Below are 12,346 nucleotides of genomic sequence, written 5' to 3'. Positions count from 1 at the left end.
CACCCTTTTACATGAGTAGTAATGATAAACCTGCTGTAATTAAACTGATGCCTCCGAACGTGAGTACGATGCGCCATTCTGACCACCCGACCATTTCGAAGTGGTGATGGATCGGACTCATCTTGAAGAGTCGTTTCCCCGTCGTTTTAAACGAGATGACTTGCAAGATGACGCTCAACGTCTCGATGACGAAAATGATTCCGACAAAGACGAGAAGCAATTCGAGCTTCAACATCAAAGCGAGTCCAGCGACGGCTCCGCCTAGTGCGAGCGAACCGGTGTCACCCATGAAGATTTTAGCCGGATACTTATTGAAGACTAGGAACCCGATCAAGGCACCGACGACCGCAAACGCGAACCAAGCAATCCCAAGTTCATCTTGTGTAAGGGCGTAAATCCCAAAGAATGTGAACGTCGGGATGGCCGAGAAGGAGACGAGTCCGTCTAATCCATCTGTCAAGTTGACGGCGTTTGAGAATCCGACGAGCCAGAAGATGACGATGGCGATATAGAACCATCCTGTATCGAACGAAATCGACGTGAATGGAATCGAGATCGATGTATCGAGGTCTCCCCCGAGTGACAAGAACCATGCAAACAATACCGATACCACGATTTGACCAATCAACTTCTGAAGGGACGTCAATCCGAGGTTTCGTTTGTTGACGACTTTGATGTAGTCATCTAAGAAACCGATGACACCGAATGCCATCGTAACGAATAGAAGAGACCCGAATCCAGCGACCGCTTCGCCAAAAATGACGGATACGATGAATCCGACAAGGATGGCGAGCAGGATGACGATCCCACCCATCGTCGGTGTACCTGACTTCTTCTGGTGCCAACCTGGACCTTCATCACGAATCTCTTGTCCGAACTTTAATTGACGCAATGCTGGGATGGCTCGCGGCATCACAATCAAGACACTTAATAATGAACTGATTAATACGATTAAACTAATTAACATGTTGCTACCTCACTACTCTATTTATTGAACAAGACGCTCAAGCGCCAGTCCTCGAGATGCCTTTAACAATACCACAGTATCCGGTCGTTGATAATGATGAAGGAGCGCCTTCGCTTCCTCAACCGTCGGGACCATTTTAACGTTCACTCGTGAATCTTGAATCCCATCCGCGATCCATTTTGCCTTGTCTCCGACGAGAATACAATCGGTCACGGGAGATGTCACCGCGCCACCGACTTGTTCGTGTTGCAGTTGTTCATCCATTCCTAACTCGTACATATCTCCAAGGACGAGCACACGCTTCGAGAATCCTTCAAGCGACTTGACCGTCTCAATCGCTGCAATCATCGACGTCGGACTTGCGTTGTAGGCATCGTTAATGAGGTGAGCTTCGCCGAACATCTGTTTTTCCATCCGCATCGATGTCAACTTGATTCGGTCTAGGCCACGTTGAATCATCGCATGATCGAGACCGAACGCAAGTCCACACGCGATTGCATAGGCTGCGTTTCGAATCTGATGGGCACCGAGCACCTTTAGTTCATACAAGTCACCGTTGTATTTAAAGATTGATGCGTCAAATGTCGTTTCGATCACTTCAATTTTCCCATCCGCCGTTTCATCGTATCCGACGCGATAGCCTTGACCGGAAAGAAGTGGCTCATCCGCATCGACGATCAAGCGACCGTCTGCTTTGAGACCGGCCTTGATCTCAAGTTTCGCCTTGGCGATACCTGTCCGTCCGCCGACTTGTTCACCGTGGGACTCCCCGATATTCGTCACAAACGCCACATCAGGCTTGGCGAGTTTTGACAGCGTCTCGATTTGACCGAATCCGTTCATTCCCATCTCTAGGACGGCTACTTCCGTATCCCGTGGCATTCTGAGAACGGTAAGTGGCAAGCCGACGTCCGAGTTGAAGTTACCGGCCGTCTTATGCGTCTTGAACTTCTCCTCGAGCACGACAGCGACCATGTCTTTTGTCGACGTCTTCCCATTCGAGCCTGTAATGGCGACGACGAGCGGATTGATTTCTTCTAAATATCGCGCCGCTGCCGTTTGCAATGCCTCAATCGTCGATTTCACAGGGATGACAACCAGGTTGTCTGGTTGAGGACGACCTTCTTCCCAGAACGTGACAATCGCACCTTTTTCAACGGCCGCCTCGATGTAATCATGACCGTCGACTCGCGCCCCAACGATTGGGACGAAGAGACCCGCCTCGTTTGCATCTCTTGAATCTGTGGCGACCCGTTCGACGAGACGTTCGTCATTTAGATCCATGCCAAACCATGATGCCAATTTTTGAACTGTCAGTTGTTCCATACAAACTTCCTCCTCTTACATAGGAAAAGAGAGCCGCAGCCCTCTTCATCTCGTGCGTTAATTCGACGGTGTCTCCAATTTCACTTTCAAGGAGGCACCTGTTTTGACCGGTTTCCCTTTGCCAATCGATTGCGATGTGACAAATCCGGTACCGTCGATTTCTAAATTTAATTGATAAAGGGTCGCTAAACGTTTTACGTCACGCAACGACCAACCTTTTAATGTAGGCATCGTAAACGACTCGCTCGTTTTTAGCAACAATCGTTCACCGACGACATAAGATTGTCCTTTCACAGGACTCTGCGCAATCACTTCGTCTCCATCACCTAACACGATCGGATTGAAGGAATTCTCCGTCGATGCGTTCACTGCCTCTTCACGGTTTTGACCGATATACGAAGACGTTGTCTTCGTCGAGGCTTCGACTGCTTTTTCTTGTTTTTCAGGCTCGACACTCCGGTAACGTAATGCGACATCCATCACGTCTTTGAAAAGTGGCGCCATGATTCGTGGTCCGGTCGTAGACGAGTCACTGTTCGGTCTGTCCACCGCGATATACATGACAAGTTCCGGATCGTCTTCCGGAGCCATCCCGACGAACGAGTGAATATACTGTCCACTCAAATATTTTCCGTTCTCGGCGATTTGAGCGGTACCGGTCTTTCCGACGACACGATAGTTGTCTAACGCATACAGTTGCCCGGTTCCCACATCGCTATTGACGACACCGTCGAGCGCTTCACGTGTCTTTTTGGCTGTCTCCGCCGTGATCGGTTGACCGACTTCTTTCGGATTGGTCGTCCGAATGGTTTCGCCGGTCTCGCTGTTGACGATTTTCTTGATGAGGTGCGGTTGCTTCATCGTCCCATCCGTTGCGATGGCCGATGTCGCTTGCAAAATTTGCATCGGTGTCACCGCTGTCGATTGTCCCCATGCCGTAATCAAGACGTTCATCGGACTTTCGAAATCGAATTGACTATTGACCTCTCCAGGCAAATCGATTCCTGTCCGCTGATCAAACTTGAAAGCTTTAAAGTAATCTTCATATCGACTGAGACCAAGTCGTTCGTTCGCTAAAATCGAGAATGCGACGTTCGACGAATGCCAGACGCCTTCTACCATAGGAATGGTACCCCATCCCGTAATGTTGTAATCATTGAAGACCGTCTTGCCATATTTGTATGAACCGGATTCATACAGCTCATTCGGATTGTACACGCCTTCGTTGATGGCTGCCGCGAGCGTAAAGATCTTCATCGTCGATCCAGGTTCGAATCGAGACGAAACAGAGAAGTTACTGTACGAAGAAATCTCGCGTGTGTTCGGATCAAACGATGGTCGGTCCGATAGTGCGATGATCTCTCCCGTTTTCGGGTCCATGATGATGGCCGTCGCATGTTTCGGCTCATACAACTCATACAACTCATTCATCTTCGTTTCGAGCAACTGTTGGATTCTGTGGTCGATTGTCAATTGGACGTCCGCCCCGTCTTCCGGTTCAATCTTCAACTGCTCGTCACTCGATATGAGTTCACGACCTGCCAAATCTTTCTCAAATCGATACAGACCGTACGATTCACTTAAAATATCATTCAGAGACTTTTCAATCCCTAATTCACCGACGAGTTCGATACGACCGTTCTGGTCAATTTTCTGGGCATATCCGATTACCGAGGAAGCAAATACTTTGTTCGGGTAATAGCGCTTCGGTTCCTCGACAAACGTGATGCCGTTTAGGTCGAATGCTTCGATCTCTTCTTTTTGTTCTACGGTCAAGTCACGACCGGGAACACCGAACTCGATCTGTCCAAGGTCGGCATTTTGTTCAAGCCGTTTCAATAAATCGGCTTCTGTCATAGGCAGCACGGTCGACAATTGCTTCGCCGCTTCGGCGAACTCATCAGGCATAAGCGTCTTCCCTTTGACCCGCTCACCACCGAGTTTCAAAACGGCAACGAGCCGGTATGATGGAATGTTGATGGCAATCGGTTGACCGAAGCGATCATACACCTCACCCCGTTCCGCTTCTAACGTACTGACCGCTTTCCACCGTTGCTCTTCCGCGAATGCGAGCATGTTCTCCCCTTTGTACGTATGGGTGACGGATAAATAAAGGAACCATCCGACAAAAAATAAAAAGAGCGGGGTGAAGCAGACAATCGCTACCCACGCCACTCTTTTTTTACTCTGTTTTAAAGAATTCATCAATCAATCACCTTGACATTCTTTTCATTGAATTTCATTCCGAGCTTCTCGGCAATCGCATAAATTCTTTCGGGCGAGCTTAATTGGGCGATTTCATACTTTAGTTCTTCGTTTTCTTTTGCAACCCCGTCGACCTGCTGATTGACGGCTGCTGTATCACGCATAATATTATACGCTTCATTGTGCTTCGACACCGTGATGCCACCGAACATGACCACTGAACCAATCATCACTGGATACAGGATCGATTCAAACAAGGTCAACGTGCGTCGTTTTGGAGCAGGTATTGGTCGTTCTTGCGGAATCGGATTTCGATTCGGTGTTACTTGAGGCTGCAACGCCTTACGGGCAGCTTCTGGCATCAGGTATCCCTCCTACACTCTCGGTTATTTTTGTTTTTCGGCCACTCTCAACTTAGCAGAGCGTGAACGACGGTTATCTTCAAGTTCTCCCTCACTCGCCACGATTGGCTTACGCGTGATGAGTTTGAGTTCCGGTTCAAATTCTTTCGGAATGACCGGCAACCCCGGTGGTAATGGTGGATGCTGGCTTCGCTCTTTGAACACTTGTTTACAAATGCGGTCTTCTAACGAATGGAACGTGATGACACAGATGCGTCCATTCAATGCAAGTAAATCAATCGCATCTTGAACGGCGCGGTCGAAAACGTTCAACTCGTCATTGACGGCGATTCGAATCGCTTGGAACGTCCGCTTCGCCGGGTGTCCGCCTTTTCGTCTAGCTGGTGCAGGAATCGCTTCTTTAATCAAGTCGACAAGCTCGAATGTCGTCTCAATCGGTTTATCGGCACGGGCTTGCTCAATCTTTCGTGCGATTTGCTTTGAAAACTTTTCCTCCCCGTATGTAAAGAAAATACGAGCAAGTTCTCCGAACGACCATTCGTTCACAACATGATAGGCTGAAAAGTCCCGTGACCGGTCCATTCTCATATCGAGCGGTGCGTCATAGTTGTAACTGAACCCGCGGTCCGCCTCATCTAGCTGTGGCGAAGAAACGCCTAGGTCGAATAGTACACCGTCCACTTTTGTCACACCACGTTGGGCGAGTTCTTCCTTCAAGTGAACGAAATTGCTCTTTATAAACGTCACACGGCCTTCATAAGGAGCCAATCGCTCTTTCGCATGTGCGAGCGCGACGTCATCTTGGTCGAACGCATATAGTTGACCCGTCGTTAGACGCTTTGCGATTTCTTCACTATGACCCGCTCCACCTAACGTACAATCGACATATACCCCATCTGGTTTGATGTTCAATCCCTCAATGGACTCCATTTTTAAAACCGTTTCATGCTCAAACATTCAAAAAACCCTCTCAACCTACATATTTCAACTGTTTTATTACACTTACTTTATCATAAAAATGTCAAGGTCCGTACAGGTTTTTAGTGAAAAGAGGAAACAAAAAGGTAACAACGAAAAAAAGCTCTCGACAAATGTCAAGAGCTCTCAAAAAAAAGATTATACATAGAACAAACATCGCTCCGTATCAGATTGTTCATAAACCTGTCTCAATCGTTTAAACACGTCTAGTCCGTGACGATTTAATATCGGAACCATCGAGATGATGCGCTCTTGAGGGGCATCCATCGGGAACAGCCGGGTCGACAGATGAATCCTTCGTGCATTCAAGCGATATTGTTCTCGCTTCGATTCAGCACGCATCTCATCCGCCAATCGCTCGAGCACATGTCTCGACTTCGCCTCAAATCGTCTTCCTTGTTTCCCTGCCTCATGACTGACGGCCTCTGTGAGCGTCCGATACGCATATAGCTTTTCTTCAAACGCTTCATCGTCAAATGCATGATCCGGGAGCGGTCGCTTCATATACTGCTCCAATGTCACGCTTTCTTGACGAAGCTTCTTCTCATCATTTCTTGACACGATCAACCCACCAAGTCGTGGCAAGAGAAGCGGCATCTTCCATCTCATCTCGTGGAAGAGCGGTCGAAGCTGGAGCCAGTAGGCAATTTCACCGGGACCTGCCACATACCCAACAGTCGGGAACAGGAAATCCTGCATGAGCGGACGGGAGACCACGTTATTTGAGAAACGTTCCGGATGCGCCTCTATCTCTGTGAGCAGTTCGTCTTCAGTGAAGCGATGTCCTCGCTTTGTCGTGAACACCCCATCGACCTTCGTGAGCAGCTCTCGTGTCCCATCGTGATAAAACAGATGGGCCGCGTCTCTGTTCAAGTCGACCGATGGCATCCCTTCTTCATACGCATGACCGAGCGCTTCATGGAGCTTGTCATGATGCTCGATGAGACTTCGGAACATCGGTCGTTCGAGAGCCCGTACGTCTTTCGCGTGCGGGTCAAACAATAAAAAGTCAGATCCGACGAATCGCCGCATCATTCCACCGAAAAAGTGAGCGAACGAACGACTCACTTGAATGAGGTCAATCAGCTCATGATACAAATGTGAAGTATACGGTGTCTCTGTTTCGTTCAGTAGAAGACGTTGCGCCATTTGAACAAGTTCGAGCTTTACCCGTTCGAACTCTAAGTCCCCTATCGATGCTTTTCCTGCAAGCGGTAACGATGACAAGGCATCTTTTTTCAACGTTCTCGAAAACGCCTGTGTCGTGAAGACATGGTTGATTTCAGCAAAGTCATGATCTTCCGTCGCCATCCAGAAGACAGGAAGGACCGGCTGCCCTAATTTCGCTTCAGCCTGTTTCGCCCGTTTGATGACCGCTAACAGTTTGTATACGGCAAACAAAGGTCCTCCATATACGCCGACCTGTTGCCCCGTCACCATCACGTACGCTTTTCGCTGAGCGAGTAACTCCAGATTCGCTTCCAACTCTTCCGAAAGTTCCCCGAACTGTTCTTGTTGTCCCTTTATTATCTCGACGAGCTCCGACAGATGCTCATAGGTGCGCCCTGAGACCTCCTCGGCACGTTTTTCGATTTCATCCATCCCTCGATAATCAAGCCAGCGACCATATTCATGATCGATTTGAATCATCGGTGATGTGGATGCATATAGAGCATCAAATGCTTCTACCTTCACGTATAACAACTTCCTTTCAATCAATCAACGAATCATGCCTTGGGCTACACCGATTGCGAATAAAATGGCGTGGGTCGGAACAAGTAGCAAGAAGAGTAACCGCCAACCATGGACGAACATCTTCGTGAACAACACTTCCTCATAACGAATCCGCTGCCAAATCGCGTTGATCGGGAAAATCGCACAGCAGGCTGCGAGCAATAATAGCAACATATCCGTCCCGACGATGGCCTCAAGTAAAATACTGCAAGCGTAAAACCAAAGGATGACCCCGGCATCGCATGCGAGTTTGAATGAGTTGATTGATTTCGGCATAATTTTTCTAAGTATCATATACACCATAAACCATAAGATGAGTGGAAATGAAACGATATACACTAACACGATGCGCTCGCTCCTAGAATCAGTTTATGTAATAGCGGAATGACAGTGAGAGAAATCTGCATCTGTTCGGCTTTCTCAATCACCGGTTTCAAAATCGCATCCACCTCTGTCGGCCGACCTTCTTCAAGATCGCGCAACATCGAGGAGCGATTCTGTGCGGTACGTTCGATAATCGTCTCGATGTAGGAAAATGAGACTTGCTGCGCAAACAAAGGCACCAACTCATCGTAAATCGATTGTGCGATTTCACGATATGGTGAGCCGGCGAGGGCTCCATTCGGGACCCGGCATAATGCCGTGATGGGATTGATGATGGCATTAGCAAACAATTTTTCAATGACGACTTGTTCAATATCTTCTTCCCACACGATGTGAAGTGGGCTCTCTTGAAATGATAGAGGATGGAGCCCCGACGTACTTCCAATTCGAATCCGTCCGAGTCCACGATGCTCAACCTCATGACCACGCTTCGTCACCCCATGCTCGACGACACCTAAATGAAACCCTCGACGTTTCGCATATTCCAGATGGGCAATCCCATTCGAACAAATAAAGACGGGCACCTTACCCGAGAGTCGGACCGTCGCTTCCTCGACTTGATGGGCTTTCGTCGTGACAAAAAAAAGATCCTCGTCCGTTTCCTGAAGCGTCTGACTTGACCGTAACGACACACGTGCCGTCCCTTCCGTCACACCGATACGTGTGATGAAAAGTGGATCAGATGACCCGATCCTTCCGTAGAGCGTCACGTCGTAATCGTCTGCGAGCACAGATGCCAACAATAATCCGACCGCTCCGTTTCCGATGATACCAATTCGTTTGATGGAGTTCATCATGGCCCTCCTCCTATTCGAACTATTTTCGCACAAAAAGTTTACCACATCTTTTCACCATGACCCAAAAATGACAAACAAAAAAGGAGTAACCTGAGAACAGGTCACTCCTTCAAGCATTATTTGCTTGTTACTTCTTTACCGTTGTAATGTCCGCAAGATTTGCAAACACGGTGTGAAAGTTTCATTTCGCCACAGTTCGGGCACTCGTTCATACCAGGTACGTTGAGTTTGAAGTGAGTACGACGAAGACGTTTGCGAGTTTTCGACGTTCTACGGAATGGTACTGCCATCGTTGTCCACCTCCTTGATAAGTTAACCTTCCTCGTTCTCTTTTTTCGAGAACAAGTCGGCTAGTCCCGCGAAACGCGGGTCAATTTTTGGTTGGGCTTCGGGCTGTTCGTCAGTGAGCGTCCAGCCTTCTCCTTCAACCTGAGTTTTGTCTGTTTCGTTCCCATAAACTTGCATCGGGACGTCTAACATGATGAGCTCTTTTACAATCGGTACAAGACTGATTGTATTTCCTTCTGGCAAATTCACGTCATCGAATTGCTCCGTATAACGCCCATTCTCCAAAAAGAAAGGCTCGAGCGATTCAATATCGAATTCATAAGTGACATCTTCTAACGTTCGCGCATCTGGCAACGTCAGGTCACCTTGAATCTTCAGATTGAATGTAACTTGATTAGATGTGAACGATGCATCCCCGTGCACATGCACCGGGCGAATCGAACGGATATCCGGATGGAGCTGAGTCAGCTCTGGTAGTTCTACCATCTCATCGATTGTAAAACCGTCACCCTGGTTTCGGAGCTTAAGTAGCTGTGCAATAGACCATTTCATCCGAATCACCTCAATTGCAACAATATGAATTATAGATAGGCCAACTTGTTTTGTCAATGTTTTTTCTTTACACTAAAATCAGTTGACGACGGCGCTTTGCCAAAGCGTACTTACTCATCTTACACCAATCCATACGACAATGCAAAGGAGTAAATCATGCAAAAGACGGCCATTATTGCAGAGTACAACCCGTTTCACAACGGGCACTATTATCAAGCGCAAACTGCACGTCACGAAACCGGAGCTGATGTCATGATTGCCATCATGAGTGCCCAGTTCACTCAACGCGGCGAACCCGCCTCGTTCGACAAGTGGAAACGGGCTAAGGCTGCCGTCGAGAGCGGTGCGATCGATCTTGTCATCGAGCTACCGACCCAATACGGGGTCCAACGCGCCGACCGTTTCGCTAAAGCCTCCGTCTCGATTGCTGAACAGCTCCGTTGCCAGACGCTATCATTCGGGAGTGAGAGCGGGGATATAGATGCAATCCTCCATGCAGCCCGTTCACATGTCGAAGAGACGTCACGTTACAAAGAAGCGCTTCAAGAAGCATTACATGAAGGACACTCGTCCGCTCAAGCTTCGAGTCGAGCTTTCCGGACCGTTTATCCCTCATTTGATTTGACGCGACCAAACAACATTTTGGGCTATCATTACGCCAAAGCAGCAAAGACGATTCAGTTACATACAGTCAAACGGCTCGGGGCTGATTATCATGATCCTTCATTAATGGACGTCATGTCGGCAACGGGTATTCGGGCTCATTACCTAGACACCGGTGAAGTTCGTGCCGTTCCGGCATCAACTGAAGCGATGTTTCGGACACAACCGATGACACATTGGGAACACTATTGGCCCGTCTTACAATTCAAACTGAGAACCTTGCCACTCCACACGTTGACGGAGCTCGTTGGAATTGATGCTTCTCTCGCACCTCGTCTTAAGCAGGCGGGAGTCGAGCCTTCATTCGAACGTGCACTTGCTGTCGTGTCGACACGTCGCTACACGCGTACCGCCATTCAGCGGGCGTTCGTCGCCGTACTGCTTCACTGGTTAAAAGTCGAGGCACCGACACGCTTTGATGAAGTCCCTTACGTGAGACCGCTCGCCTTCAACGATCTCGGACGACATGCGTTACGAGATGTGAAGGAAGACGTGCCACTCGTCAGTAAGTTCGATGCCCGGCTCGATTTTGAAGCTCGTGTCACCGAAGCATATCGTCTCCCGCTTCAAGATGATACATTGATCGAGCACCGGCAACGCCCTCAGTTCATCTCTTCTAAATAACGAATCGCATCCTCGACCGTCTTTACAGGGACGACTTCAATGTTACTGTTTAGGCGGTCTCGTGATTCCAGCGCCTCTTCATAATTTGAACCGGCCGGCACAAAGAAGACTTCCGCTCTTTCCTCGTCGGCGGCGACAATTTTCTGCCATGCACCTCCGATAGGTCCGACATTCCCTTCCTCATCGACCGTTCCGGTTCCGGCAATCCGTTTTCCATTTGCCAAGTCACCTGGCGTCAATTGATCATAGATTTCTAGTGTGAACATCAATCCTGCAGACGGACCACCGACATTCGTCAAAGCAACATCGACTTCAGGATCAGCCGTGATTTCTTGAACGGGAAGCGGCTCATAGATTCCAATCCCGACACGATCCCCACTTTGATCGATCGGCTGAATGAGCGTTTGCACGACACGTTCTTCGCCGTCTCGTTCAATCGTCAACTCCACTTCATCGCCCGCATCAAATTCCGAAACGCGATTCAAAAAGTCGACGCGAGTGGCAAAGGACATCCCATCGATGGCCGTGATGACATCACCCGGCTTCAACACATTGGCCGCAAGGGACCCAGGAATCGGAGCAGATACATAAATTCCCTCGAAATCAACCGTCACGTCTTGATCTGCTAATTGATAGGCGTATTGGATTGCTGCTTGTTGAGAAGAGTCCATCAATAATTGTTGGCGACGTTCATAGTCTGCCTCACTCTCCCCATCGTATAAATAGCGACTGGATAAATTCGCTTCTGTGAACGGGGTCACCCAACTTTCAACTAACCAAAACGGAGTCGCACGGCGTTGGGAGATTGTCACCATCATCAGTTCCCCATCCTCTTTTTCGCCACCTTGGACGGTCAGGAACTCTTCAATTGAGGTCGCCGCTCCGGGTGAAGAGATATAGTAAGGAAGTGGGACGAACAGGAAGAGAAGCACTGTAACGAGTAGACCGAGACCGATTTTTAACGATTTCATTGTCCCGAACTCACTTGATACTTTTTACGCAAGGCAATTTCAACCTGTTCCGGTACGAGTTCACTGACCGATGCACCATATTTCGCCACTTCTTTGACAATCGACGAGCTGAGGAACGAATATTGACTATTCGTCATCATGAACAACGTCTCGACGTTCTCATTCAACTTTTTGTTAATTGATGCGATTTGAAGCTCGTATTCGAAATCTGAGACTGCACGGAGCCCACGGACGATCGTCGCCGCTTCCCTCTCTGCGGCATACTCGACAAGCAATCCCCCGAACGCGTCAGCCGACACGTTTGGCAGATGTGTCGTCACATCTCGAATCAGTCCAAGTCTTTCCTCCACATCAAATAATGGGGCTTTGCTTGAATTTTCAAGGACAGCCACGATGACTTCGTCAAAAATGGCCGCCGCTCGTTCAATAATATCTAGATGTCCGTTTGTGATTGGGTCAAAGCTACCCGGACAAATCGCAATCCGTTTCATCGTG

13 protein-coding genes are annotated in these 12,346 nt (G+C 48.6%); 1 reads left to right on the top strand and 12 read right to left on the bottom strand.

Annotated elements, in window-relative coordinates; all coding sequences use genetic code 11:
• Positions 1-7: 7 nt before the first annotated feature.
• The 10 genes from mraY to GVY43_RS01705 all read right to left on the bottom strand — a co-directional run bounded on the left by mraY (position 8) and on the right by GVY43_RS01705 (position 9,593).
• Positions 8-967, bottom strand: a complete 960-nt coding sequence (mraY, locus tag GVY43_RS01750) for a phospho-N-acetylmuramoyl-pentapeptide-transferase (RefSeq protein ID WP_074037332.1) — start codon at positions 965-967, stop codon at positions 8-10.
• 21 nt (positions 968-988) lie between these two features.
• Positions 989-2,293 carry a UDP-N-acetylmuramoyl-tripeptide--D-alanyl-D-alanine ligase gene (gene murF / locus GVY43_RS01745; protein ID WP_159562052.1) on the bottom strand — a complete coding sequence of 435 codons (1,305 nt, stop codon included), beginning with the start codon at positions 2,291-2,293 and terminating at the stop codon, positions 989-991.
• A gap of 57 nt (positions 2,294-2,350) precedes the next feature.
• Positions 2,351-4,498, bottom strand: a complete 2,148-nt coding sequence (locus GVY43_RS01740) for a penicillin-binding protein (RefSeq protein ID WP_159562051.1) — start codon at positions 4,496-4,498, stop codon at positions 2,351-2,353.
• Entirely contained in the window at positions 4,498-4,860 is a 363-nt protein-coding gene (gene ftsL, locus GVY43_RS01735) for a cell division protein FtsL (RefSeq protein ID WP_015881305.1), read from the bottom strand. The genes GVY43_RS01740 and ftsL overlap by 1 nt, the downstream gene beginning before the upstream one ends.
• Before the next feature lie 24 nt (positions 4,861-4,884).
• Complete coding sequence (rsmH, locus tag GVY43_RS01730; protein ID WP_159562050.1) at positions 4,885-5,817, bottom strand: 16S rRNA (cytosine(1402)-N(4))-methyltransferase RsmH; 933 nt, start codon at positions 5,815-5,817, stop codon at positions 4,885-4,887.
• Positions 5,818-5,976: 159 nt separating this feature from the next.
• A complete protein-coding gene (bshC, locus tag GVY43_RS01725; protein ID WP_159562049.1) occupies positions 5,977-7,533 on the bottom strand; it encodes a bacillithiol biosynthesis cysteine-adding enzyme BshC in 1,557 nt (518 codons plus the stop codon).
• A 24-nt stretch (positions 7,534-7,557) separates the two neighbouring features.
• The gene (locus GVY43_RS01720; RefSeq protein WP_015881302.1) at positions 7,558-7,917 is read right to left on the bottom strand and encodes a DUF3397 domain-containing protein; all 360 of its coding nucleotides are present in this window, start codon (positions 7,915-7,917) and stop codon (positions 7,558-7,560) included.
• On the bottom strand, positions 7,911-8,750 hold the full coding sequence (locus GVY43_RS01715; RefSeq protein WP_236548911.1) for a 2-dehydropantoate 2-reductase: 840 nt from the start codon (positions 8,748-8,750) through the stop codon (positions 7,911-7,913). The genes GVY43_RS01720 and GVY43_RS01715 overlap by 7 nt, the downstream gene beginning before the upstream one ends.
• A 119-nt stretch (positions 8,751-8,869) precedes the next feature.
• A complete protein-coding gene (rpmF, locus tag GVY43_RS01710; protein ID WP_015881300.1) occupies positions 8,870-9,043 on the bottom strand; it encodes a 50S ribosomal protein L32 in 174 nt (57 codons plus the stop codon).
• A 22-nt stretch (positions 9,044-9,065) separates the two neighbouring features.
• Positions 9,066-9,593 (bottom strand): DUF177 domain-containing protein, encoded by a 528-nt coding sequence (locus GVY43_RS01705; RefSeq protein WP_015881299.1) that lies wholly within the window; start codon positions 9,591-9,593, stop codon positions 9,066-9,068.
• Between the two features lie 156 nt (positions 9,594-9,749).
• Between GVY43_RS01705 and GVY43_RS01700 the strand changes: the two genes are divergently transcribed.
• Positions 9,750-10,880, top strand: a complete 1,131-nt coding sequence (locus tag GVY43_RS01700; protein ID WP_159562047.1) for a nucleotidyltransferase family protein — start codon at positions 9,750-9,752, stop codon at positions 10,878-10,880.
• On the opposite strand, the gene GVY43_RS01695 is transcribed toward GVY43_RS01700, so the two are convergent.
• Positions 10,859-11,851: a SepM family pheromone-processing serine protease gene (locus tag GVY43_RS01695; protein ID WP_159562046.1), complete on the bottom strand. Its 993-nt coding sequence runs from the start codon at positions 11,849-11,851 to the stop codon at positions 10,859-10,861. The genes GVY43_RS01700 and GVY43_RS01695 overlap by 22 nt on opposite strands.
• On the bottom strand, positions 11,848-12,342 hold the full coding sequence (gene coaD, locus GVY43_RS01690) for a pantetheine-phosphate adenylyltransferase (protein ID WP_015881296.1): 495 nt from the start codon (positions 12,340-12,342) through the stop codon (positions 11,848-11,850). The genes GVY43_RS01695 and coaD overlap by 4 nt, the downstream gene beginning before the upstream one ends.
• Positions 12,343-12,346 lie beyond the last annotated feature (4 nt).

Source organism: Exiguobacterium sp. 8H, assembly GCF_902506255.1.
Taxonomy (GTDB): Bacteria; Bacillota; Bacilli; order Exiguobacteriales; family Exiguobacteriaceae; genus Exiguobacterium; species Exiguobacterium profundum.
This window is presented reverse-complemented; position numbering and strand designations above follow the sequence as displayed.

Excerpts from the sequence above, each read along its gene's own strand:
- mraY (WP_074037332.1), bottom strand. The coding sequence starts at position 967 with ATGTTAATTAGTTTAATCGTATTAATCAGTTCATTATTAAGTGTCTTG.
- murF (WP_159562052.1), bottom strand. The coding sequence starts at position 2,293 with ATGGAACAACTGACAGTTCAAAAATTGGCATCATGGTTTGGCATGGAT.
- GVY43_RS01740 (WP_159562051.1), bottom strand. The coding sequence starts at position 4,498 with ATGAATTCTTTAAAACAGAGTAAAAAAAGAGTGGCGTGGGTAGCGATT.
- ftsL (WP_015881305.1), bottom strand. The coding sequence starts at position 4,860 with ATGCCAGAAGCTGCCCGTAAGGCGTTGCAGCCTCAAGTAACACCGAAT.
- rsmH (WP_159562050.1), bottom strand. The coding sequence starts at position 5,817 with ATGTTTGAGCATGAAACGGTTTTAAAAATGGAGTCCATTGAGGGATTG.
- GVY43_RS01715 (WP_236548911.1), bottom strand. The coding sequence starts at position 8,750 with ATGAACTCCATCAAACGAATTGGTATCATCGGAAACGGAGCGGTCGGA.
- rpmF (WP_015881300.1), bottom strand. The coding sequence starts at position 9,043 with ATGGCAGTACCATTCCGTAGAACGTCGAAAACTCGCAAACGTCTTCGT.
- GVY43_RS01705 (WP_015881299.1), bottom strand. The coding sequence starts at position 9,593 with ATGAAATGGTCTATTGCACAGCTACTTAAGCTCCGAAACCAGGGTGAC.
- GVY43_RS01700 (WP_159562047.1), top strand. The coding sequence starts at position 9,750 with ATGCAAAAGACGGCCATTATTGCAGAGTACAACCCGTTTCACAACGGG.
- GVY43_RS01695 (WP_159562046.1), bottom strand. The coding sequence starts at position 11,851 with ATGAAATCGTTAAAAATCGGTCTCGGTCTACTCGTTACAGTGCTTCTC.
- coaD (WP_015881296.1), bottom strand. The coding sequence starts at position 12,342 with ATGAAACGGATTGCGATTTGTCCGGGTAGCTTTGACCCAATCACAAAC.